The sequence below is a fragment of the Mesorhizobium tamadayense genome (assembly GCF_003863365.1).
In the GTDB taxonomy this organism is placed as follows: Bacteria; Pseudomonadota; Alphaproteobacteria; order Rhizobiales; family Rhizobiaceae; genus Mesorhizobium; species Mesorhizobium tamadayense.
On the sequence record NZ_RQXT01000037.1, the window covers coordinates 1 to 21,398 of the forward strand.

Here is a 21,398-nt window from a genome sequence, read left to right on the forward strand (position 1 = left end):
TGTGAGCGCAGGGAACCGGCTTTCCTGGCGTCCTGTGTCGGCGAGAAGCGGTCATTCACTCAGGACCTATTTGCGGCCACGAGCGGATTATTGCATGCGCAGCTAGGGTCATGTTGCCGGGTTCCCCAGCCCTTCCACCAACGTGCTCAAGGCCGCGTCCAAGGGGGCCGATCCCACCTTCTCGGGCACCAAGAGCCCATCGATCGCAAGCATGGTCATGCCGTGGACGAGCCCCCAGCCGGCTGCCGCCTGACCTTCTATCGGCCGTCTGCGAACGCTCCCCGCGGCCTGGCCGCGCCGGAGGATTTCGAGGAGAACATCGAATACCGCCAGCGCCCGCTCGTTGAGATGCATTCCCACCGCTTTCCCCTCCTCCGCGCTAAACATCAGGCGGTAGAGAGCCGGGTTGTCCGTTCCGAACGCGACGTAGGCACGAGCTAGCGTAGTAATTTCGTCGCGCAGAGTTTCGGGCGCTTCAGACTTCGCTGCCGATAGGGACTCGCGCAGCCGATCGAACCCAATCATAGCGATCTCTGCAAGCAGCCCGGCCTTATCGGGGAAGTGCTTGTAAGGTGCCGCGTGGCTTACACCAGCCCGGCGGGCGACTTCCCGCAGCGTGAACTGCCAGCCCTTCTCCTCCCGAAGCATATCCAACGCCGTCTCGATAACCGCACGACGGAGATCACCGTGGTGATAGGGGCGGTTGGCTGCGTCCTGCATGCGACCTCGAAGTTTCTTTTGGATACATTGTTGACAGTGGCTACTTAAGCGCCTAAGTCAAGGGCGTAAGTTTCTCCCGTCTACATCGGGGTGAACCATGAACGCAATGGCAAAAATCACCGACGCTGATCGGCTAGGCGGCCTCCTCGCCAGCCAGCGTGCTGCCTTTCTGCGTGAGGGAGCGCCGTCGCTGGCGCGGCGACGAGCCGATCTGGCCAAGTTCAGGGCCACGATAATCGGGCATCGCAAGGCGATCGAAGATGCCATCAATGCCGATTTTCGGGCATCGCTCCCGGCACGAAACGGCGATCATGGAGGTTGCAGGGGTCGCCGAGGGCACGAAGTATCTGATCCGCAACCTTCGCAAATTCATGGCGCCGACCCGCCGACACGTTGCGCTGCACATGCGGCTAGGCAACGCCCGCATCGAATACCAGCCGCTTGGCGTCGTCGGCGTGATGTCACCGTGGAACTATCCGGTGAACCTCGCGCTGATGCCGGTCGTCACGGCCATCGCCGCCGGAAACCGGGTTATGCTGAAACCTCGGAGTTTACGCCCGTCACCAATGCGCTACTCGCAAAAATGTTCGGCGAGATATTCTCCGAAGATCAGTTCGCGATCGTCACTGGCGACGCGGTCGTGGGGGCGGCCTTCTCGGCCTTGCCGTTCGACCACCTGGTCTTCACCGGGAGCACTGCAGTAGGGCGATCGGTGATGAAGGCCGCAAGCGACAACCTCGTTCCGGTTACGCTCGAACTCGGGGGCAAGTCGCCTAGCATCGTTGCCAAGGGCCACACCCTTGACCGAGCGGCGGCGTCAATTGTCTACGGAAAGCTGCTCAGCGCCGGACAAACCTGCGTCGCCCCGGACTACGCGCTCGTCCACGAAAGCGACGTTGACTCGTTCGTCAAGGCATATGCCCGGAAGGTGGCGTCCTTCTATGCTGACGGTCCGGCGAGTGAACACTACACCTCAATCATCAACAAGCGGCACTATGCCCGGCTTCAGAGCCTGATCGACGATGCTCGCTCCAAAGGAGCGCAGATTATCGAGGTCGGCAATCGGCCCGGTGAAGCGTCCCGACGCCCCAACACGCTGGCGCCAACCGTCATCCTCGGCGTCACAGACGACATGCGCGTCGCTCATGAGGAAATCTTCGGCCCGGTCCTGCCGATTTTTCCCTACCGCGACGTCGAAGAAGCGATCGCCTACGTGAACGCCCGGCCCCGGCCGCTCGCGCTCTACTACTTCGGCGCCGATGACGATGACCGACGCAAGGTGCTGAGCCGAACGACTTCCGGCAACGTCACCATTAACGGCACAATCATGCACATCGCTCAGGACGACTTGCCTTTCGGCGGTGTCGGTCCCAGCGGCATGGGCGCATACCATGGAATCGAAGGTTTCCGTACCTTCAGCCATGCCAAAGGGATCTATGAGCAGGGTCGCTGGAACCTCTCCAATCTCCACGCCCCCTTCAGACAGCCGATCGATACCATCCTCAACGTTGCTCCGGTGACCAGCATGCCGTCATCAAGTCAGGCTCAGGAGCATCCGCACATGACCACCACATCGTTGCCACTGCGCGGCTCATGCGAATGCGGCGCTTGCTCGTTCGAGGTGCATACTGCGCCAAAGGGTAGATTTCGGTGCCACTGCCTGATCTGCCAGGCGTTCAACGGCAAACCGTTCGCGGATGTGGTCGCCGTTCGCGCCAAGGATGTCGTGCTGAAAAACGCCGGCAATATCTCATTCAAGAAATACCGTCCGCCGCCGAACTTCAATCGCGGGGTCTGCCGAACTTGCGGCAAACCTATTGTGGAGGTTGCGGGCGTCTGGCCGTTGAAGGTGATGTTCATCCCGGCCAGCAATTTCGAGCCCGAGGCCCGGCTGCCGCCGATTCGGATGAATATATTCTATCACCGTCGTGTGCTGGACATGCCCGATAGCTTGCCCAAATACAGCGGCTATTTCCCGAGCGAGTTGGCGATCGGGAAAATGATCATGAGCGGCTTGTGAGATGGCGAGTCGATCTGTTCTGCGAAGCGTGAACCAATTGCTCCCCTAGGCTTGAACTAATGCATGTCGCTCAAAAGTGCGCAGCGGTTTTGGGAGAACGACATGCATCAAACAAAGACTTAAAGCGTGTCGCCTGAATCCGTTTCAGTGCGACACGCTTTAGAAGTGTTTCGCCGATGGAAGCGAGACGCTTTATGATCGCATCAGGGTGATTCCCAACAATGCTTCGAGAGGGGGAACTGAGCTGGTGGGGTTGAAATCTGTTCCGCTGGGTATCGCTGTCCTCGGCCTCCTCGCCATTGCCGTCGCCACGACGATGTCGGCCCGATCTTTCGCGGCGTTGCGGTCCTCAAGCATTCCGGCCTGGCTGCAGGCTCATGTCGGCGAAGGCGACGGTCAGATCGCTCAGGTGGTTCTGGAACGGGCGCGTGCGCTTTACCTGAAAAAGGTGAGCGAAGGTTCCGTGAAAAATCCCTGTTACTTCGCCATGGACGCAACCCGTCCGGGCGATTTGGGCAACGGGGTGCTGGGACGCCGCTACTACGTCATTTGCGAGGCCGAGCAGAGCTTTCGCGCGGTCTCGGCCGGCCACGGCGGCGGCCGCAACCTGAAGGGCGTCGCGGATTTTTCCAATGGCAGGCGTTGCGCGAAAAATTTCGGCAACGCGATGGATTCGGAACTGACGGCAGACGGCGCCTACATGACCGCCGAGGCCAAAACCTCGTTCAAGGGCTACTACCGCGTCGGCGCGAAGCAGGACGCGGTTTTCATGCGCACCTTCGTGCAGTTCGACGGCGAAGGCGAAACCGCCAACGCCAGGCAGCGCGTGATCGGCGGGCACCCGGCAGCGTTGCTGAGAGGAATGTGCCTTCGCAAAAGCCCGAACAGCTCACACGCCGACCACGATGGCTACGTGCCCTTTGGCAAGCTGGTGAATTATGCCGGCGGCCGCAGCAATGGCTGCACCAGCTGGTCGCCTGCGGATGCCGAGCAGATTATCCCGATGGTGAAGGACAATCCGACGACGCTCTACATCTATCCGGAGTCGCGCGACATTGCCGCCATAGCGCGTGCCGTGGCGGCCCGGCAATCGCCGTCAGGTGCCGAACTGTACTGGAATGCATCCTGCCTGAAGGAGATCGGCTCCCCGAAATTCTGGCCGAAGAAAATGCTGGAGCCGGTCATCGCGCGATACAAGAAGGATCAACCGTTGCCGCCCGCGCAGCCGGTGCCGATCTGCAGGGATCCATGAGGTCTCCAGCCGCCGCCTAAGATCGCGATGGGCTTTAGGGGCGTGACACAGATCCTACTTCAGCAACCCCTTGACGGTGGCGCTGTGCTTTGGCGAGATCCATTTGGCCGTCACGGCCTGCGCCCGTTCGCTTGCAAACATCGTCAGGCACCATTCCGATCGGAGTTCGTCGTGCCGCAGGATGTAGAGCGCGCCATCGCTGCCTTTGACCTTGCAGTAGCGGTAATCGGCGCCAAACCACTGGTCGACCATCTCGAAAACATCCACCTGGTCGCCATTGAGGCAGAACCTCCTGGGCACGTCGATACCGCCGTCTTGCCGGGTTTCGACCTTGATCCGCATACGCGCCTCCGCGCTTTGATAGAGGCTGATCGCTGTGCCCCCACGTAGGCACTCGCCTGACCACCTTCCACCCCGAGCGGCTCGGGCGGGCCCGCCGGTCATCGCCGGCGAAAGGACCGGACCTGATCGCCGCCGACCGTAGCGCACTGTGCGCGCGGCCTCCTTCCCGATGGATCCCGTTTCCGGAGACCGAAGCGCAGCGAAGACCGAGAACGCGCTCCGGCCGACAGTCCGGTCTCTATCCGGAACGCCTCGCCGCCGACGGCGCGTACGGTTCTACCGAGATGCCGGCTGGCTGGTACACGAGCGTGGGATCGAGCCGCTTATCCCGGTCTTTGACAAGACACCCGGCTTTTCAGGAAGTGATGGAGTTTGTCACTATGGCCGATACGAGCGCGCAGCCGTCGTGCGCGTCGCGGAAGAGCAAGTGGTCTTTGGATCAAAACTTTGTCTTTCCAGTCGCCTCTTCCGCCAGTGCCTTGGCTCCGACTTGAAACCAGAATACGCCGCTCCAATTCCCTCCGGCAGACTCTGCCTATGCTCGGAGGACGCCGATGAACGTCTTTCCCCGTAAAGCCGCATTTCGCTTCGCTAGAATCGGATTTCTCGCTTTTGCCTCGGTCGCGATGGCCGCCTCCGGTATGGCCCTCGGCCCGGCGCAGGCAGCGCTGCTTGCCCGCGTTCCAGCCGCGCGCGAAATGGCGGTCTGCGGCGACATGCTGTTCGTCGGAACCAAGGGTTCGTCGGTCTATGCCTTACCGGTGTCCGGCGGTCGCGCCCGGCGGGTCGCCTCCGGCTTCTCAGCTCCGAGCGGAGTCGCATGCTCCGGCGGTCGTCTGTTCGTAGCCTCGAGGAACAGCGTGACCGCGTTCGACGTAGGGCCGGGAGGCGCTCTGAGCGGCAGGCGCGACATTCGCCGCGGATTGGCGAATTCCGGGGTCCACAGTCTTCGCTATATCGGCGTCGGCCCGGATTCGCGGCTCTATGTCTCGCTGGGATCGCCCTGCAACATTTGCTTGCCGCGCGGGCTGCAAGGCACGATCGTCAGCGTGAAGCAGGACGGGTCCGATCTTCGGCGCGTCGCCTGGGGCGTGCGCAACTCGGTCGGCTTTGACTGGCACGGCCGCGCGATGTTCTTCACCGATAACGGCGCCGACCGGATGGGCGACAATATCCCGCCTGACGAATTGAACGAACTCCGGCCCGGCGGCTTCTACGGCTTTCCCTATCTCGGAGGCCGAATCCGGCTCAAGGGATTCGAGGATGCGCGACCGCCCGCTCAGCAGATTCCGCCCGTCTTCGATTTCCAGGCGCATGTCGCAACGCTGGGAATCCATTTCTTCCGAAGCCTCGGCGGCGACGCTCTGGTCGCCGAGCACGGAAGTTGGAACAGGTCGGTTCCAGTCGGGCGCCAGGTCGTGCGCGTACGCTTCCAGGGCGGCCGTGCGGTTTCGGCTGCGACTTTCGTCAAAGGCGTTGGCCGGCCCGTGGATGTCAAGGAAGCGCCGGACGGTTCCGTCCTCGTATCCGACGACGCCGGAGGCGCGATTTACGTCTTCAGACAATGACGCCAAGGGCGCCTCTAGGGGGGGCGGTCTACAGCACCTGTTCAAGGATCAGGTACATGGCGAAGAACAGTAGCACCAGCCACGGCGCGTTGCGGAAGAACTGGGTCAGCGCCCACGCGCACCGGCTGAGCCAGCGGAACTCGCTCAGCTGCAGCAGGCCAAGGCCGAGGCCCACGATCGTGCCAAGCGCCATCGACAGCACGGAGATGAGAAGATTGAAGCCGAAGCCGGTTAAAAGCAGCGGCATCCATTTGACGATGACACCGATTATCGAAAGCTCTTCCGGACTTGCCTGGGCGGCCGCGGCGGGCGCGAGCAAAAGCATTGCCGCGACCAGAGCCGGGCCGTGCCAGGCACGAAACCGCAAAGCCGGCACGGAAGGTGGTCGAACCGGCAGCAGCACGGGCAGGTCGGTCATTGGCGTGGTGCGCCCTTCCGTCATTGGCCGAATCCTGGAATGCGCAGCGACCGCTCCCAGCGGTGCATGACCCATACGAGCACGCCGACCAGCAGAACGAACGTGGCCAACAGCACGCACATCATTTCCGTCACGTTCTGCGATTCCGCCCAAATTTGCGTGACGGCATAAAGCGCCTCGGGAACCGCGATGGCGTAGGCAAGCGTCGTGGTCTTCAGCAGATTGACCAGATTGTTGTTCAACGCCGGCAGGCAGACGCGCAGCGCCAGCGGCAGGACGACATGGCGGTAGGCGCCGAGGCGTGTGTAGCCAAGAGCCTCGGCTGCCTCCACCGTTGTTTGCGGCACTGCTTCGATCCCGGACCGGAAGATTTCGATGTTGAAAGCGCCGGCAAACAGGGAAAGGGAAATGATCGCCCACTGCATATTGCTGAGCAGCGGCTGGCGCAGGCCGATGTCGTCGTAGCTGGCGGGCAGCAGCTCGCCCAGGCCGAAATAGAAGAAGAAGATCTGAACCAGGGGCGGCGTGTTGCGGAAAATGACGACGAAAATCTCGACGGGGCCGCGCACGATCCCGATCCGCGAGCTTTGCAGCCACGCGCCGATCACGCCTACGACGAGGCTGATGAGGATCGACACGACGCTCAGATAGATCGTCATGCCGACGCCCCTAGCGAACTGGGTCGCATAAGGGATCGTAGAAGATCGTAAAATTCAGCCCTGTAGTTTCGTAAAGGCCACGAAACCAAGCGGCGATTTCCTGCATGCATATCACCCACTGGCAGACGCAACCAAGGCAAGCGGGCTTTCCGCGACCGCGCCGGTTGCTTGAGGCATGTCAGCTCTGGTTCTTGTACTTGTCGTGCATGCGCTTTGAATAATCAGTGGGCTTGATGCCCCATTTTTGTTCGAGCCCGACGATCGTGCCCTTTTTCATCCACTCGATCGTGGCCTTGGAAACGAAATCCCTCAGGTCGTCGTTGCCCGGCGCCACGGCCATGATCCAGGGCGTTTCCATGATGCCCTTCAGCGGCATGGAATAATCGGCGGACCATTGCTTATCGAGCAGTTTGCCCTGAATGAATGTCTGGTCGTAAAGATAGCCTACGCAATTGCCCTGCTTCAGCGCGACGAGCGGCTTGTCGGAGCCATCGAGCCCGACGATCTTGGCGCCGTATTTCTCGGCGACCGACTTGTTGTAGAACGACCCGATCGTCGCGCAGAGCGGCTTGTCCTTCAGATCCTCCCAGGACGTGATCTTCGCGCGGTTCGATATCAGCACATTGACCGAATCCGAATAATAAGGCGGGTCGACCGCTTCCACGACCTTCCGGCGCTCCGGCTTGTCGGACATGGTGGCGATGAGGAGGTCGATCTTTCCCTGCTTGAGGAACTCCATCCGGTTGGCGGCGACGACCGGAACAAATTCCAGCTTGACGCCGAGTTGCTTGGCGAGATCGGCTGCCAGATCGGGCTCGATGCCGACGATCCCCCCGGACGGATCACGGAACCCGAACGGCTTGTAGTCGGCCTTGGTTCCAACGATCAGCGTGCCGCGAGCCTTGATGTCGTCTATCTTGCCGGCCGACGCTTGTGCCGTCAGCATGGCGAGCGTGATACCCGCGGCAACAAAGAAGAGTCTATTCATTCGCTCCACTCCGGGATAATGCGCGTCGTGCCCGTGATAGCCTCGAAGGCAGAGCGCGCTTAAGGAAGGTCAATGAAACGAGAGGGACCCGGCGAGGTCCTCAGGCGCGTACCGGGCGACCGGCAGGCCGTGCCCGTTCGACGATCGTTGAAGCCAGCACGTCGAGGGCGTCGATTTTCGCCATGTCGGCGTCGAGGCCTTCGGCAAGGAGCGAAAGTTCGGTGCACGCAATCGCCAGAAGATCAACATCGCCGGCAAGCAGTTGGCGCGCCACGACATTGAGCCGGCGACGCAATTCAGCCGTCGCGCCTTCCTTCTTGACCGCCTTGATGATGGCCATGATTTCCGTCTGATCGTCCGGATACCGGGTTTCTACCCCGAATGCTTCGAACGCTCTTTCGTAGAGCTCCAATTGCAGCACCGCGGTGGAGGCGAGCATGCCGATGCGTCGCCGACGCAGCGGCCGGCGCGCGACCGCCTCGGCGGTCAGCTTGACCATGTCGAGAAGCGGAATGCGCACGGCCGCCGCGATGTCGCCGGCATAGCCATGGGCGGTGTTGCAGGCGATGGCGAGCATCGTGGCGCCGGCGCTTTCCAGTCCCTTTGCCATGCGCACCAGCTCGTCGAGCGGGCTCGGCCCGGTGCCGTTGATCAGGGCATCGATGCGAGACGGAACCTTCGGGTTCTGGTCGACCAGAAGATGAATGTGGTCGGCATCATCCGCGGCCGGCGTCGCCTCCATGACCCGGCGCATCAGGTCGAGCGTGGCGGCAGGCCCCATGCCGCCGAGCACGCCGACGATGGGGTGAGCGGGCGGATAATGGCTGCTCATTGCGATTCGAACCTCCTGGATACCTCTTCGAGCGGGATTGGATGCCGTCAGGAATTGCTCTGGAGATCGGTCGGATAACCGAACAACCCGGCCGAGCCGCCGGTGTGGAGAAAGACGACGGTCTCGCCTTTCTTGAAGAAACCCTTCTTCGCCAGATCGACCAGCCCGGCCATGCCCTTTCCGGAATAGACCGGGTCCAGCAGGATGGCATCGGTGCGCGCCAGCATGCGGATCGCCGCGATCGTATCGGCAGCCGGCAAGCCGTAGCCCTCGCCGACATAATCGCAATTGGCAACGACATCTTCGCGCTTGACGGCACCGGCAATGCCGAGCTTCTCGGCCGTCCGGCACGCGAGCGAAAAGACGTTTTCCTCCTGCTTTTCCTTCGGTGCGCGCACGCCGATGCCGAGCACCGGCACGCCGCTGTTGATGCCGACGAGTCCGGCGACCAGGCCTGCCTGGGTTCCGGCACTGCCGGTCGCATGCACGACATGATCGACCTTCAGGCCGATGGTATTCGCCTGATAGACCAGCTCGATGGCCGCGTTCACATAGCCAAGCGCGCCCGTCGGGTTCGATCCGCCGCCCGGTATCGTATAGACTTTGCGGCCTTCGGCGCGCAGCCGTTCGGCGAGCTTTTCCATCTCGCCGTTCATGTCGGGATTGGCCGGGCAGCGCTCGATCGTCGCGCCGTGGAGACGGTCGAGCAGCACATTGCCGTTTTCCTTGTAATCGAAATCGGTCTTGCCGGTGCGGTCCTCCAGCAGCAGATGGCAGGCCATGCCGAGCTTGGCGGCGGCGGCCGCGGTCTGGCGCGCATGATTGGATTGGGTAGCGCCCTGAGTCATGACGGTGTCGGCGCCTTCGGCCAGCGCTTCGGCCATCAGAAATTCAAGCTTGCGCGTCTTGTTGCCGCCGGTCGACAGCCCGGTGCAATCATCGCGCTTGATCCAGATCTCCGGGCCGTTCAATTCCCTGGTCAGGTTGTCGAGCCGTTCGAGAGGAGTGGGCAGATGGCCGAGCGCAACACGAGGATAGCGGGCGAGATTCATTATGTCCTCCTTCATGGCAAGGAATACCGCATGCACCGTTTTGGAGAAGGCGCCGGCGCGGCTTGAACCGGGCTTACGCGCCCAGACCTACATGGGCCGCGCTGAGGGAGCGGCAAGAATGCCTGCAGCAGCCCCTACTGCAGCAGGCCCTTGACGATGGCGCTGGCCTTGGCGAAATCCATCTGGCCGGCATATTTCTGCTTGAGCGCGCCGATCACCTTGCCCATGTCCTTCTGGCTGGCCGCGCCTGTCGCGGCGATCGCCTCGCGCGCCGCCGCCGTGATTTCCGTGTCGCCGAGCTGCTGCGGCAGGAATTCGCGGATGATCTCCATCTCGCCGCGCTCTTGAGCGGCCAGTTCCGGCCGCTTGCCGTCCTCGAAAGCCTTGGCCGATTCCTCGCGCTGCTTCACCATCTTGGCGAGGATCTGCAGGATTTCCTCCTCGCTTGCCGCAGGCTTGCCGGCGCCGCGATTGGCGATGTCGCGGTCGTGGATGGCGGCCTGGATCAGCCTGAGCGTCGGCAGGCGATGCTTGTCCTGCGCCTTCATCGCGCTCTTCATGGATTCGGCGATTTTCTCGCGCATCGTGCTTCTCCTTCGATTGCGGCGGACAATAGCTTTGCCAAACGCGCAAGGCAAATCTCGGCAAACTATTGATATTGCTTGACGAAATAAATCGATTCCGTTCGGAGGAAGCGTCATTGACCGCTTTGGCGCCTTCGCCTATGTACTGAGCCTCGCATGAACTGAAAACTTTGGTTGCGCGCAGGCCCGCGAATTCGCCGCCGCGCGCTGTTTGCTGCGCGGATCGTCCCGCCAACGGGATAATCCGGAAGCAGCCTCTAGGAGTGCCGCCATGGCCACGACCACCGCCCCCTGGGCCACCGAAAAGCCGACCGCCCTTCTGGTGCTCGCCGACGGCACGGTGATCGAGGGCCGCGGTCTCGGCGCCACAGGATCGGCGGTCGCCGAAGTCTGCTTCAACACCGCCCTCACCGGTTACGAGGAGATCCTTACCGATCCCTCCTATGCCGGCCAGATCGTCACCTTCACCTTCCCGCATATCGGCAATGTCGGCACCAACAGCGAGGATATCGAAGACCTCAATCCGGCGGCGCGCGCCGGCGCCGTCGGCACCATCTTCAAGGCCAATGTCACCGACCCGTCCAACTACCGGGCAGCCGGGCATCTCGACCAGTGGCTGAAGAAGCGTGGCATTGTCGCGCTTTCGGGAATCGATACCCGTGCGCTCACCGTGCTGATCCGCGAGAAAGGCATGCCCAACGCCGTCATCGCCCATGCACCCGACGGCGTCTTCGACCTTGACGACCTGAAGCGGCGCGCCGCCGCGTGGTCGGGCCTTATCGGACTGGACCTCGCCAAGGAAGTCACCTCGGGCCAGTCCTCGGTCTGGCGCGAGACGCCCTGGGCCTGGAACAATGGCTTCGGCGAGCAGGGCGAGCCGTCGCTGCACGTGGTGGCGATCGACTATGGCGTCAAGCGCAACATCCTGCGCCTGCTCGCCGGCCTCGGCGCCAAGGTCACCGTCGTGCCGGCCAAGACCGGCGCGGAGGAAATCCTGGCCATGCGGCCGGACGGCATCTTCCTCTCCAACGGTCCCGGCGACCCGGAGGCGACCGGCGAATATGCCGTGCCGGTCATCCAGGATCTCTTGAAGACCGACATCCCACTGTTCGGCATCTGCCTCGGTCACCAGATGCTGGCGCTGGCGCTCGGCGGCAGGACCGAGAAGATGCACCAGGGCCACCATGGCGCCAACCATCCGGTGAAGGACCACACGACCGGCAAGGTCGAGATCGTCTCGATGAACCATGGTTTCGCCGTCGATGCCGACTCGCTGCCCGAAGGTGTCGAGGAGACCCATGTCTCGCTCTTCGACGGCTCCAATTGCGGCATCGCGCTGACCGGCCGGCCGGTGTTCTCGGTCCAGCACCATCCCGAAGCCTCGCCCGGCCCGCAGGATTCGCACTATCTCTTCCGCCGCTTCGTCAATCTCATCCTCGAGCGGCGCGGCGAGGAATTGCTGGCCGAGCGTGCCTGACCAAGACGAACGCTACTCAAGCCACGTCGGTCGCCGCTTCCTCGGCATGCATGCGCTCGACCTCCTTCGGGGTCGGCTTGGCCACTTTCGTCACGAAAGCGATAACCGCGAGCGTCAGGAAAATCGCGCCGAGCACATAGGGCGCGCCGCCGAACGCAATCGGCGCGCTCGGGCCGGTGAACCAGGAAAAGATCGCCGTATAAAGCAGCGGCGTGATGATCGAGGTGATCGAGAAGATCGAGGTCATTGCGCCCTGGAGCTCGCCTTGCGCCGAAGGCGGCACCTTGGCCGCGGCAAGGCTTCTCAGCGGCGGGTCGGCGAGCGCTTCCAGGCAGCCGGCGACGATCACCGCATAGATCATCCAGCCTTGCGTCGCAAACGCATAGCCGAAAGCGCTGAGCGCGGTGAAGGTGAGGCCGATCGCTGCCGTCCTCCATTCGCCGAGCCTGGGGATGACGCGCGGCAGCACCGTCGCCATGACGATCGCGCCGCACAGGCCGAAGACGCCGAGCGAGAAGCCGATCTGCTGCTCGTTCCAGCCATAGCGGTAGTTTGAGACGAAGGACCACACCGCCGGATACATCATGTGGCCGAGCGTCATCAGGAAGAAGACGAGCCCGATCCAGCCTATGCCCTGGTAGTTGCGCATCTGGATGAGCGTACCGACGGGGTTTGCGCGCTTCCACTCGAAGCGGCGCCGATGCTGCTCGTCCAGTGTCTCGGGCAGGAGAAATAGCGCGATGAGGAAGTTCACGAGGGCAAGCCCGGCGGCGAAATAGAACGGCACGCGCGGCCCGAAGGTGCCGAGCAGCCCGCCCAGCACCGGGCCGATGACGAAACCGACGCCGAAGGCGATGCCGAGCAGGCCGAAATTCTTGGCCCGGTTCTCGTCGTTCGAGATGTCGGCGATGAAGGCCGATGTCGTCGAATAGCTGGCGCCCGAAATGCCGGCGAGCACGCGTCCGATGAACAGCATCGGGTACGACCAGGCGATGGCGCAGATCAAATTGTCGATGGAAAAGGTGAGCACCGAGGCAAGCAGGATCGGCCGCCGTCCGAAACGGTCGCTCAAGCCGCCGATGACCGGCGCGAAGAAGAACTGCATCGCCGCATAGACGAAGAACAGCCAGCCGCCCTCGATCGCCGCCTCGCTGACGCCGACGCCGGTCAGTTCCTGCAGATAGGCCGGCAGCACCGGCATGATGATGCCGAAGCCGATGACGTCGAGCAGCAGCGTTGTGAAAACGAGCGCAAGGCCCCGCCTGGCGGTTTTGGGGTCGATCATGATGGTGTCAAGCTCCTCGGCCGCCCTGGGGCAAAGGCGGCGGGCTCTTATAGGCGAGCTTGCCGGCCGGAACAATAAGCGAACGACCGCAACTGCCTCATCCTGACATCAGGCGGGACCGCAGAGGAACGCGGCCGTATATCGCCGCCTCAGACTGGATTGTTGAAAGTATCGCAGTCCGAAAGCTTGCCGTTCTTGTAGCCGCGTGCCAGCCAGGTCTGCCGCTGTTGCGAAGTGCCGTGGTTGAAGCTTTCGGGAACGACATAGCCCTGCATCTTCTTCTGCAGCGTGTCGTCACCGATCTGCTTGGCGGCATTCAGCGCGCTTTCCATGTCGCCCTGCTCCAATATGCCCTTCTGCGCGGTATAGTGCGCCCAGACACCGGCGAAGCAGTCGGCCTGGAGCTCGACCCGCACCGACATCTGGTTGGCGTCGGCCTCGCTCATGCCTTGCCGCATCTGGTTGAACTTCGACATCATGCCGGTGAGGTTCTGCACGTGGTGGCCGACCTCATGCGCGATCACATAGGCGCGGGCAAACTCGCCCGAGGCGCCGAACTGCTGGTCGAGCTGCTGGAAGAAGGTCATGTCGAGATAGACCTTGTGGTCGCCGGGGCAATAGAACGGCCCGGCCGCCGAGGAGGCGAAACCGCAGGCCGAACGGATCCGGCCGCTGAACAGCACCAGCTTGGGGTCTTCGTAGGTGAGGCCGCTGGCCTTGAAGATGCCGGTCCAGGTTTCCTCGGTTTCAGCGAGCACCGTCGCCACGAACTGCTTCATCTCGTCGGATGCCGGAGCGCCGCCATCCGGCGAACTGGCGTCCTCGGTGATCTGACCGCCGCCACCATCGCCCAGAATCTGCGACGGATCGAAGCCGAAATACCATCCCGCAAGCACGACCAGGATGACCAGGATGATGCTCGAGCCGCCGCCGGCGCGCCCGCCGATCGGAACGCGGAACTGACCGGGGCTGCCGCCGCTGAATCCGCCACCGCTGTCGCCACGCTGGTCCTCGATGTTGTCGCTCTGGCGACGGCCTCTCCAAAGCATGGCAACTCCTCGCTATGCGAATGTTCTGGAAGGTCCGGCCCGTGACCGCCCCCTCCAGACAATTATCGCAACGCATACGCCAAGTCACAGCATTTTTCGCGCGGCCGGCGCCGCGACTTCAAGCTCCGCAACCCGATCCTTGTCTCGGAACGCCCAAGCTCAGCGTGCTGAGGTCATTGCCCTGCGGAAAGCTTCCAGCGTCTCGGCGCTGACATGGTGCTCGATGCCCTCGGCGTCGATCCGCGCCGTCTCGGCGCTGACGCCCAGCGAGCGCAGGAAGGCTTCCACCGTCTGGTGGCGGATGCGGCTCTCCTCCGCTACCTTGCGGCCGGCTTCGGTGAGGAACACCCCGCGATAGGGCTTTCTGGAGACCAGCCCGTCGGCGCAGAGCCTGGTCAGCATTTTCGCCACGGTGGGTTGCGCGACGCCGAGCCTGGCCGCGATATCGACCTGACGGGCTTCGTTGCCGTCCTCGATCAGATCGGCGATCAGCTCGACATAGTCCTCGACAAGCGCGCTGCGGCGCGCCTCGCGCGTATGCCGGAACCCTTCCGAATGGATTTCGGCATCGGGAAGCGGCTCTTCACGTCGAACCGGTCTGTTCCTCAGCGCCAAATACGCGCTCCTTCTTGGCTGGCCGAAGGCTGAATCGGGGATCGCATTCATAACACGAACCCTGGTGCTCCGGCCGTTTATTTGCATTCCCGTTCACGTGCAACCGGCCTCTGCGCCATCAGATAAAAGCACAAACAATGAAATATAGCCTATTGCATAATGTTGAGCCGTGGCATAGATAAGGGGCGCCATCGAAATATTCCAGCGGAAGTCCGTGATGTCCGACGCAGAAGCCGTATCCCGTTCCTCGTGGCAATTTGCCCGCGCCGATGAGGGCGAACAGCCCAGCCTGCGCGAGGTCAATGCCACGATCGCAGTGCCGCGGACCGGCGTCTGGTTCCGCCGCCTGTTCGCCTTCATGGGGCCGGGCTACATGGTGTCGGTCGGCTATATGGACCCGGGCAACTGGGCGACAGACCTCGCCGGCGGCGCACAGTTCGGCTACACGCTGCTTTTCATCATCATGCTGTCGAACCTGATGGCGATCCTCTTGCAGGCGCTGGCTGCCCGCCTCGGCATCGCCACCGGCCGCGACCTCGCCCAGGCCTGCCGCGCCTATTATCCGCGTCCGGTCAATTTCCTGCTCTGGATCGCCTGCGAGCTGGCGATCATCGCCTGCGACCTTGCCGAGGTGATCGGCACGGCGATCGCGCTGCAGCTGCTGTTCGGCATTCCGCTGATCGGCGGCGCCGTGCTCACCGCGCTCGACGCCTTCCTTGTGCTGCTGCTCATGAACAGGGGCTTCCGTTACCTGGAAGCTTTCGTCGTCGCGCTCCTGATCGTCATCTTTGGCTGCTTTGCCATCCAGATCTTCGTTGCCGCGCCGCCGGCCGGCACGATCCTGCATTCGATGTTCGTACCGTCGTCCGAGATCGTCACCAACCCGACGATGCTCTACATCGCCATCGGCATCATCGGCGCCACCGTGATGCCGCATAATCTCTACCTGCACTCCTCGATCGTGCAGACCCGCGCCTATGCGCGCACCGATGCGGGCAAGCGCGACGCCATCAAGTGGGCGACGACCGATTCGACCATCGCGCTGGTCCTGGCGCTGTTCGTCAATGCCTCGATCCTCATCGTCGCGGCCGTGGCCTTCCACGGCACCGGGCACCAGGATGTCGCCGAGATCGGCCAGGCATTTGAATTGCTGTCGCCGCTCTTGGGCTTGAGCATCGCCTCGATCCTGTTCGCGGTCGCGCTGCTCGCCTCCGGCCTCAACTCGACGGTCACCGCGACGCTCGCCGGCCAGATCGTGATGGAAGGCTTCCTGCGCCTGCGCGTCCCGCAATGGGCGCGCCGCCTGCTGACGCGCGGCATCGCGATCGTCCCCGTCGTGGTCGTCACCGCGCTATACGGCGAGAAGGGCACGGCCCAGCTCCTGGTCTTCAGCCAGGTCATCCTGTCGATGCAGTTGCCCTTCGCCGTGGTGCCGCTGGTGCAGTTCGTGTCGGACAAGAAGAAGATGGGCTATTTCGCCATCCCGCGCGGTGTCACCGCGCTCGCCTGGGTAGTCGCAGCCATCATCCTTGTGCTCAACTTCAAGCTGCTCTACGACACCATCGCCGGCTGACATCGGGCCGCGACGTGTCCTGCCGGCCGCGCTATCTTCTGGAAGCATGACCGGATCGGACGACGCCCGAAAATTCTATGCCAAGCTGATGGCCGCGCATGCGCGTTCGGCCGATCCGCGCATCGAAGAGGTGTTCGCCTCGGTGCCGCGCGAGGCCTTTCTCGGGCCCGGACCGTGGACCGTTTTTGCCGGCGACGGCGGGTTCAAAACGCCAACTGCCGATCCGAGCTATATCTATCAGAACGTGCTGGTGGTGCTCGACGCCGACAAGGGTATCAACAACGGCGAGCCGGTTCTGCACGCCATGTGGATCGGCAAGGTCGAGCCGAAGCCTGGTGAAGCCGTCACCCACATCGGCGCCGGCACCGGCTACTATACCGCGCTGCTGGCAAGGCTGGTCGAGCCTGGCGGCAGCGTCACCGCCTTCGAGATCGAAGCGGACCTCGCCGCGCAAGCCAAGGCGAACCTCGCAGCCTATGGCAATGCCGAGGTCGTTTCCGGCGACGCCGTCGCCGGCCCACTGCCGCCTTCCGACATCATTTATGTCAATGCCGCCGTCGTTGCCCCTCCCGCAGCATGGCTGAAAGCGCTCAAGCCTGGCGGCCGCTTGATCTTCCCCTGGCGGCCTGCAGAGCGCGTCGGCCTCGCGGTGCTGGTCACCCGCATGGAATCGGGTTTCGCATGCCAGCCTTTCATGGGCTCATGGTTCATCCCTTGCGTCGGCGCCTCCGTCGCCGGCCCCGACGCAAGAGTGCCAACCCGCGAACGCGCCACCCGCACGCGCTCGATCTGGCTGACGCAGGACAAGGCGCCCGATCGCACCGCCACCGCCGTCTTCGGCGATGTCTGGTTCTCGTCCCGCGCCATTCGCGCCAAGCGCTAGAAATTTATAGGCTCGTGTCGGAGAGCAACCGCGTCGCCCGTCCTTAGGCCGAAATCCGGCCGCGTCGGCGCGGATCGCGAAAAAGGGAGAAGTCAGATGCGCAAGATCATCGCCGCCACATTCGTCAGCCTCGACGGCGTCATGCAGGCGCCAGGCGCTCCGGAAGAGGATCCGGCCGGCGGCTTCAAGTTCGGCGGCTGGACGTTCCATTACTTTGACGAGGTAGCGGGCGCGGCAATGGATGAACTGTTCTCCAAACCCTTCGCGCTGCTGCTCGGCCGCAGGACCTACGACATTTTCGCCGCGTACTGGCCGTATCAGAAAGATCCGATCGCAGATGCCTTCAACCCTGCGACCAAATATGTGGCGACGCACCGCCCGGATTCGCTTACCTGGCAGAACACCCAGTCGCTCGGGCCAGATGTCGTTGCCAGGCTCAGGCAGCTCCAACAGGAAGACGGACCTGACCTGCTCATCCAAGGATCGGGCAATCTGATCCAGACCCTGCTCGCCAACGGGCTGATCGACGAGATCCGGCTGATGATCTTCCCGCTGTTGCTGGGCAAGGGCAAGCGGCTGTTCGGCGATGACGCGATGCCGGCCGCCTTCAAGCTTATCAAGTCACAAGCCTCGAGCACCGGCGTCATCATGGCGACCTATGAACGCGGCGGCGAGATCAAGACCGGGTCTTTCGCAACAGAGCAGCCTTCGGAGGCCGAGCTCGAACGGCGCAAGAACTGGAAGTAGCAACAGGTCGCGGGCCAGGGTTCGGCATGGCTGACGCCTCGCCGCGAACAATGCTTTCGCAGAACCACCAGACGCTTGACGCAACCACCAGGATGCTGCCGATGATCCCACCATTACCGCCTTTGAACGATCGCCCGACGGCGGCAGGGGACAGGCACGCGACATCCGTGTGCGCTGGGCGCTTGAGGAAGTAGGCCAACCTTATCACGTCCGTCTCGTTTCGTTCAGCGAGATGAAGCAACCCGCGCATCTTGCGGTTAATCCGTTCGGCCAGATTCCGACCTATGAGGAAGGCGATCTCTGCCTGTTCGAGTCCGGATCGATCGTGTTCCATATCGCGGAACGTCATGCGGGCCTGCTGCCGGAGGATGCGAACGCCCGGGCGCGCGCAATCACCTGGATGTTCGCCGCCCTCAACACGGTGGAGCCGCCGATCCTGGAGTTCGTAACCGTCGTGATCCTGGAGCGCGACGCGACCTGGCACGACCAGCGCCTGCCCTTGGTCGAGGACCGGATCCGTAAGCGCCTGGCCGAACTCTCCCGCTGCTTGGGCGATGCCGACTGGCTCGACGGCGCGTTCAGCGTCGGCGACCTTGTCATGGTGGGTGTTCTGCGCCGGCTGAACAGATCGGGCTTGCTGGACGAATTCCCGAACCTCGCCGCCTATGTCGCCCGCGCCGAAGCGCGGCCGGCCTTCAAGCGTGCTTTCGAAGCCCAATTGGCGGTTGCCACCGCCGCATCGAACGGCTGATTGGGGCCCGACCGCTTCGCCGCCACTGCCCGCGGGCCGGAGAAGTCCTGTCACGCCGCCTGGCGATAGCGTGAAAGACCTTCGCGGATATGGCTGGCGAAAGCCTGCACGGCCGGCGCGGTGACATGTTTGGGCAAATGCAGGTTGACGGAAAAGTTCGGCAGGGCCGGAAGGTCGGCGCCGGACAGGATGTCGAGATCGGCCGGAACCGTCGAGGCAAGCCACGTGGTCACCGCAAGGTCTGAGCGCACGGTCGCCGTCGTGGCATCGATATTGCCGTTCTCGAACACGGTGCGCCAGTCGAGCCCATTGGTGCCGAGCGCCGCCAGCACCGCCGGGCGGAAGGCGCAGGTGTCCGCGACCATCGACACCGGCAGGGGCCGCTTCAAGCGCGCAGAGCCGCCTCTGGCGCCGACCCAGACCAGCCGGTCGACCAGTAGGCATTCACCGACGGTCGGACCCGCCCGCTCCTCGATGACGGCGAGATCGATCGTTCCTGCCGCCAATGCCGCCGTAAGGTCCGGCGAAGAGGCGCAGATCAGCGAAATCTCCACCTGTGGGTAGGCTTCCGCATAGGCCTTGAGCACCGGCTGCAGCAATGTGCCGACAAGGTCGTAGGGCACGCCGATCCGAACCTGGCCCGCGACCGCCTTGCCGCCCATCTCGGCGATGATCTCGTCGTTGAGCTGCAAGAGGCGCCTGCCCTTGTCGAGCAGCAGCTCGCCGGCGCGCGTCAATCTCAAGCCGCGCCGGTCGCGCTCGAACAGTGTCTGGCCAAGCACCTTCTCCAGCCGCTTGATCTGCTGGCTAACGGCGCCCTGGGTGAGGTTGAGCGTGTTGGCTGCCGCCGTCATGCTCGCCATGCCGGCCGCGGTGACGAAAGTGCGGATAAGGGTCGTATCGATATCGCGGATCATTTCTCCATTATAAATGCTAATGCAGATCATATCAGACATTGCATTTACTGATGAAACAGAGCGCCTAGCATGCCGGCTTCCTTCGACCGGAAAAGGCGCATGTCCGAAACCTTCATTCCCCTGATCCTGTTCGCGCTGATCTCCACTTCGACGCCGGGCATCGCCACGACGCTGTCGACGGCATCCGGCGCGCAGTTCGGCTTTCGCCGCTCGATGCCGTTGATGGCCGGCAGCGCCGCCGGTCTGGCCTCGGTGGCGGCTGCAGGCGCAGCGGGGCTGGCCGGACTGCTCGCCGCCGTGCCTTCGCTGCAGCTCGCCATGAAGATCGCCGGCTCGCTCTACCTGCTCTGGCTGGCGATCAGGATCGGCCGCAGCGGGCCGCCAAACCTTGACGTGACCATGGCCAGGCCGAACAGCTTCTTCGGCGGCGCCGGCATCCAGTGGATGAATCCGAAGGGCTGGGCGATGGGCCTGGGCGCTGCCGCGTCCTTCGCAGCGCTCGCCGACGGTCCCCTCCAGCTTGCGCTGCTGCTCGGCGCCGTGTTCGGCCTTGCCGCCGCTTTCTCGCTGTCACTGTGGTGCGTGGCCGGCACGCTGCTCGCCCGGCTGCTCAGGACCGAGCGGCAGTGGCGCGCGCTCAACATCGTGCTCGGCCTGCTGCTGGCCGCCTCGGTCCTGCAGATGTGGCGGCCAGCCTGATAGACGGAGACTACACGGCGTAGCGAGCCGCCGGCTTGTCGGCGTGCAGGCTGCCGTAGAAGGCTTGCCGGGCGCCGAGGAAGGCATCCACCTTGGCCGCATCGGCAAGCGCCGGCGCGGTGACGGCTTCGCCCTTGGCCAGGCCGACAAGCGCGGCGTCGACCAGATCGTCGGCCGTCATGATGATCTCCTTCGGAAGGCTGTCGATATCGCTTCCGGCAAGCTCCCAGAAATCGGTCCGGGTCGCGCCCGGCAGCACCACCTGTACATTCACTCCGGTACCCGCCACCTCGCGGTGCAGGGCTTCGGTGAAGTTGACGACGTAGGCCTTGGTGCCGCTATAGATGCCGCCGAACGAAGTGTCATAGGCGAGCACGGAAGCGATGTTGACGATGGCGCCGCGGTCGCGTGCAAGCAGGCCCGGCAGCACGGCGCGCGTCAATCTGGTCAGCGCCAGGACATTGACCTTGATCATGCGTTCAGCCGCGTCGGCATCGGCCTTGGCAACCACCTGTTGACCGCCGAGACCGGCATTGTTGACCAGCAGCGTCACGCTCTCGTCCGCGATGATCGCCTGTTCGACGCTGCGCAAGTCAGCATCATTGGCGAGATCTGCAGCGATCACCTTGACCTTGCGGCCATAGGCATAAGCCAGCTTGTCCGCCAGTTCCTGCAGCCGGTCGGCGCGCCGCGCCACCAGCACCAGATCGTAGCCCTGCCCCGCCAGCCGGTCGGCATAAACCGCGCCGATGCCCGAGGAAGCACCTGTAATCACGGCCGTGCCCTTATTGTCGTTGCTGCTCATTGTCCTGTTCCTTTTCGTTGTTCGCTCGCTCGGCCTCGACAGCCAAGTCGGAGCCGAGCCCATAATCCAATTTTCAATTAGTGGCATATGCCACTTTCGGCGAAGTAGGTATATGCCACTATCTTGTCAACGGCCGCGGCGAAAACTATTTCTGTGGCAGGC

At 63.2% G+C, this 21,398-nt stretch carries 21 protein-coding genes and 2 pseudogenes; 10 read left to right on the forward strand and 13 right to left on the reverse strand.

Annotated elements, in window-relative coordinates:
* Positions 1-108: 108 nt before the first annotated feature.
* On the reverse strand, positions 109-720 hold the full coding sequence (locus tag EH240_RS24900; RefSeq protein ID WP_125003578.1) for a TetR/AcrR family transcriptional regulator: 612 nt from the start codon (positions 718-720) through the stop codon (positions 109-111).
* 311 nt (positions 721-1,031) lie between these two features.
* Here EH240_RS24900 and EH240_RS38140 point away from each other — a divergent pair.
* From EH240_RS38140 to EH240_RS24915, 3 genes and pseudogenes are all read left to right on the forward strand, one after another.
* Positions 1,032-2,089: pseudogene (locus EH240_RS38140) on the forward strand (aldehyde dehydrogenase family protein); the annotation flags it as partial.
* 192 nt (positions 2,090-2,281) lie between these two features.
* Positions 2,282-2,740, forward strand: coding sequence for a GFA family protein (locus tag EH240_RS24910; RefSeq protein WP_167484152.1), 459 nt, complete (start codon positions 2,282-2,284; stop codon positions 2,738-2,740).
* Between the two features lie 247 nt (positions 2,741-2,987).
* Positions 2,988-3,992 (forward strand): hypothetical protein, encoded by a 1,005-nt coding sequence (locus tag EH240_RS24915; RefSeq protein WP_125003710.1) that lies wholly within the window; start codon positions 2,988-2,990, stop codon positions 3,990-3,992.
* Positions 3,993-4,046: 54 nt separating this feature from the next.
* Here EH240_RS24915 and EH240_RS24920 read toward each other — a convergent pair whose 3' ends face one another.
* Positions 4,047-4,334 carry a hypothetical protein gene (locus tag EH240_RS24920; RefSeq protein WP_125003580.1) on the reverse strand — a complete coding sequence of 96 codons (288 nt, stop codon included), beginning with the start codon at positions 4,332-4,334 and terminating at the stop codon, positions 4,047-4,049.
* 554 nt (positions 4,335-4,888) lie between these two features.
* On the opposite strand from EH240_RS24920, the gene EH240_RS24925 reads away from it, so the two are divergent.
* Positions 4,889-5,902, forward strand: coding sequence for a PQQ-dependent sugar dehydrogenase (locus EH240_RS24925; protein WP_125003582.1), 1,014 nt, complete (start codon positions 4,889-4,891; stop codon positions 5,900-5,902).
* Positions 5,903-5,930: 28 nt separating this feature from the next.
* Here EH240_RS24925 and EH240_RS24930 read toward each other — a convergent pair whose 3' ends face one another.
* The 6 genes and pseudogenes from EH240_RS24930 to EH240_RS24955 all read right to left on the reverse strand — a co-directional run bounded on the left by EH240_RS24930 (position 5,931) and on the right by EH240_RS24955 (position 10,435).
* Positions 5,931-6,344, reverse strand: a complete 414-nt coding sequence (locus EH240_RS24930) for an ABC transporter permease subunit (RefSeq protein WP_125003584.1) — start codon at positions 6,342-6,344, stop codon at positions 5,931-5,933.
* Positions 6,341-7,085, reverse strand: a pseudogene (locus tag EH240_RS24935) (amino acid ABC transporter permease). The gene EH240_RS24930 and the pseudogene EH240_RS24935 overlap by 4 nt, the downstream one beginning before the upstream one ends.
* A 72-nt stretch (positions 7,086-7,157) precedes the next feature.
* Positions 7,158-7,967, reverse strand: a complete 810-nt coding sequence (locus EH240_RS24940; protein ID WP_125003586.1) for a transporter substrate-binding domain-containing protein — start codon at positions 7,965-7,967, stop codon at positions 7,158-7,160.
* A gap of 100 nt (positions 7,968-8,067) precedes the next feature.
* Entirely contained in the window at positions 8,068-8,799 is a 732-nt protein-coding gene (gene cuyB, locus EH240_RS24945; RefSeq protein WP_125003588.1) for a cysteate racemase, read from the reverse strand.
* A 47-nt stretch (positions 8,800-8,846) separates the two neighbouring features.
* Complete coding sequence (gene cuyA, locus EH240_RS24950; protein WP_125003590.1) at positions 8,847-9,851, reverse strand: D-cysteate sulfo-lyase; 1,005 nt, start codon at positions 9,849-9,851, stop codon at positions 8,847-8,849.
* A 134-nt stretch (positions 9,852-9,985) separates the two neighbouring features.
* Positions 9,986-10,435, reverse strand: a complete 450-nt coding sequence (locus EH240_RS24955) for a GatB/YqeY domain-containing protein (RefSeq protein ID WP_125003592.1) — start codon at positions 10,433-10,435, stop codon at positions 9,986-9,988.
* 271 nt (positions 10,436-10,706) lie between these two features.
* Between EH240_RS24955 and carA the strand changes: the two genes are divergently transcribed.
* Positions 10,707-11,912: a glutamine-hydrolyzing carbamoyl-phosphate synthase small subunit gene (gene carA / locus EH240_RS24960; RefSeq protein WP_125003594.1), complete on the forward strand. Its 1,206-nt coding sequence runs from the start codon at positions 10,707-10,709 to the stop codon at positions 11,910-11,912.
* 16 nt (positions 11,913-11,928) lie between these two features.
* On the opposite strand, the gene EH240_RS24965 is transcribed toward carA, so the two are convergent.
* The 3 genes from EH240_RS24965 to mntR form a co-directional block, all read right to left on the reverse strand.
* Positions 11,929-13,197, reverse strand: a complete 1,269-nt coding sequence (locus tag EH240_RS24965) for a TCR/Tet family MFS transporter (protein ID WP_125003596.1) — start codon at positions 13,195-13,197, stop codon at positions 11,929-11,931.
* A gap of 149 nt (positions 13,198-13,346) precedes the next feature.
* Complete coding sequence (gene ypfJ / locus EH240_RS24970) at positions 13,347-14,246, reverse strand: KPN_02809 family neutral zinc metallopeptidase (RefSeq protein WP_125003597.1); 900 nt, start codon at positions 14,244-14,246, stop codon at positions 13,347-13,349.
* A gap of 159 nt (positions 14,247-14,405) precedes the next feature.
* Positions 14,406-14,861 (reverse strand): manganese-binding transcriptional regulator MntR, encoded by a 456-nt coding sequence (mntR, locus tag EH240_RS24975; RefSeq protein WP_167484150.1) that lies wholly within the window; start codon positions 14,859-14,861, stop codon positions 14,406-14,408.
* 217 nt (positions 14,862-15,078) lie between these two features.
* Between mntR and EH240_RS24980 the strand changes: the two genes are divergently transcribed.
* From EH240_RS24980 to EH240_RS24995, 4 genes are all read left to right on the forward strand, one after another.
* Positions 15,079-16,434 carry an Nramp family divalent metal transporter gene (locus EH240_RS24980; RefSeq protein ID WP_125003601.1) on the forward strand — a complete coding sequence of 452 codons (1,356 nt, stop codon included), beginning with the start codon at positions 15,079-15,081 and terminating at the stop codon, positions 16,432-16,434.
* A gap of 46 nt (positions 16,435-16,480) precedes the next feature.
* Positions 16,481-17,317, forward strand: coding sequence for a protein-L-isoaspartate O-methyltransferase family protein (locus tag EH240_RS24985; RefSeq protein WP_125003603.1), 837 nt, complete (start codon positions 16,481-16,483; stop codon positions 17,315-17,317).
* Positions 17,318-17,413: 96 nt separating this feature from the next.
* Positions 17,414-18,064, forward strand: a complete 651-nt coding sequence (locus EH240_RS24990) for a dihydrofolate reductase family protein (protein WP_125003605.1) — start codon at positions 17,414-17,416, stop codon at positions 18,062-18,064.
* Positions 18,065-18,176: 112 nt separating this feature from the next.
* Positions 18,177-18,815 carry a glutathione S-transferase family protein gene (locus EH240_RS24995; protein WP_125003607.1) on the forward strand — a complete coding sequence of 213 codons (639 nt, stop codon included), beginning with the start codon at positions 18,177-18,179 and terminating at the stop codon, positions 18,813-18,815.
* 50 nt (positions 18,816-18,865) lie between these two features.
* On the opposite strand, the gene EH240_RS25000 is transcribed toward EH240_RS24995, so the two are convergent.
* Complete coding sequence (locus tag EH240_RS25000; protein ID WP_125003609.1) at positions 18,866-19,732, reverse strand: LysR family transcriptional regulator; 867 nt, start codon at positions 19,730-19,732, stop codon at positions 18,866-18,868.
* Between the two features lie 99 nt (positions 19,733-19,831).
* Here EH240_RS25000 and EH240_RS25005 point away from each other — a divergent pair, with 99 nt between their 5' ends.
* Complete coding sequence (locus EH240_RS25005) at positions 19,832-20,431, forward strand: LysE family translocator (protein ID WP_125003611.1); 600 nt, start codon at positions 19,832-19,834, stop codon at positions 20,429-20,431.
* A gap of 10 nt (positions 20,432-20,441) precedes the next feature.
* Here the strand turns inward: EH240_RS25005 and EH240_RS25010 are convergent, their stop codons facing one another.
* Positions 20,442-21,236: an SDR family NAD(P)-dependent oxidoreductase gene (locus tag EH240_RS25010; RefSeq protein ID WP_125003613.1), complete on the reverse strand. Its 795-nt coding sequence runs from the start codon at positions 21,234-21,236 to the stop codon at positions 20,442-20,444.
* Positions 21,237-21,398: the final 162 nt, after the last annotated feature.

Bases quoted from the DNA above. Each gene is read 5' to 3' on its own strand.
- cuyB (WP_125003588.1), bottom strand. From the start codon at position 8,799: ATGAGCAGCCATTATCCGCCCGCTCACCCCATCGTCGGCGTGCTCGGC.
- EH240_RS24940 (WP_125003586.1), bottom strand. From the start codon at position 7,967: ATGAATAGACTCTTCTTTGTTGCCGCGGGTATCACGCTCGCCATGCTG.
- EH240_RS24955 (WP_125003592.1), bottom strand. From the start codon at position 10,435: ATGCGCGAGAAAATCGCCGAATCCATGAAGAGCGCGATGAAGGCGCAG.
- EH240_RS25010 (WP_125003613.1), bottom strand. From the start codon at position 21,236: ATGAGCAGCAACGACAATAAGGGCACGGCCGTGATTACAGGTGCTTCC.
- EH240_RS24930 (WP_125003584.1), bottom strand. From the start codon at position 6,344: ATGACGGAAGGGCGCACCACGCCAATGACCGACCTGCCCGTGCTGCTG.
- cuyA (WP_125003590.1), bottom strand. From the start codon at position 9,851: ATGAATCTCGCCCGCTATCCTCGTGTTGCGCTCGGCCATCTGCCCACT.
- EH240_RS25005 (WP_125003611.1), top strand. From the start codon at position 19,832: ATGTCCGAAACCTTCATTCCCCTGATCCTGTTCGCGCTGATCTCCACT.
- EH240_RS24980 (WP_125003601.1), top strand. From the start codon at position 15,079: ATGTCCGACGCAGAAGCCGTATCCCGTTCCTCGTGGCAATTTGCCCGC.
- ypfJ (WP_125003597.1), bottom strand. From the start codon at position 14,246: ATGCTTTGGAGAGGCCGTCGCCAGAGCGACAACATCGAGGACCAGCGT.
- EH240_RS24990 (WP_125003605.1), top strand. From the start codon at position 17,414: ATGCGCAAGATCATCGCCGCCACATTCGTCAGCCTCGACGGCGTCATG.
- EH240_RS24985 (WP_125003603.1), top strand. From the start codon at position 16,481: ATGACCGGATCGGACGACGCCCGAAAATTCTATGCCAAGCTGATGGCC.
- EH240_RS24920 (WP_125003580.1), bottom strand. From the start codon at position 4,334: ATGCGGATCAAGGTCGAAACCCGGCAAGACGGCGGTATCGACGTGCCC.
- EH240_RS24910 (WP_167484152.1), top strand. From the start codon at position 2,282: ATGACCACCACATCGTTGCCACTGCGCGGCTCATGCGAATGCGGCGCT.
- carA (WP_125003594.1), top strand. From the start codon at position 10,707: ATGGCCACGACCACCGCCCCCTGGGCCACCGAAAAGCCGACCGCCCTT.
- EH240_RS24900 (WP_125003578.1), bottom strand. From the start codon at position 720: ATGCAGGACGCAGCCAACCGCCCCTATCACCACGGTGATCTCCGTCGT.
- EH240_RS25000 (WP_125003609.1), bottom strand. From the start codon at position 19,732: ATGATCCGCGATATCGATACGACCCTTATCCGCACTTTCGTCACCGCG.
- EH240_RS24925 (WP_125003582.1), top strand. From the start codon at position 4,889: ATGAACGTCTTTCCCCGTAAAGCCGCATTTCGCTTCGCTAGAATCGGA.
- EH240_RS24965 (WP_125003596.1), bottom strand. From the start codon at position 13,197: ATGATCGACCCCAAAACCGCCAGGCGGGGCCTTGCGCTCGTTTTCACA.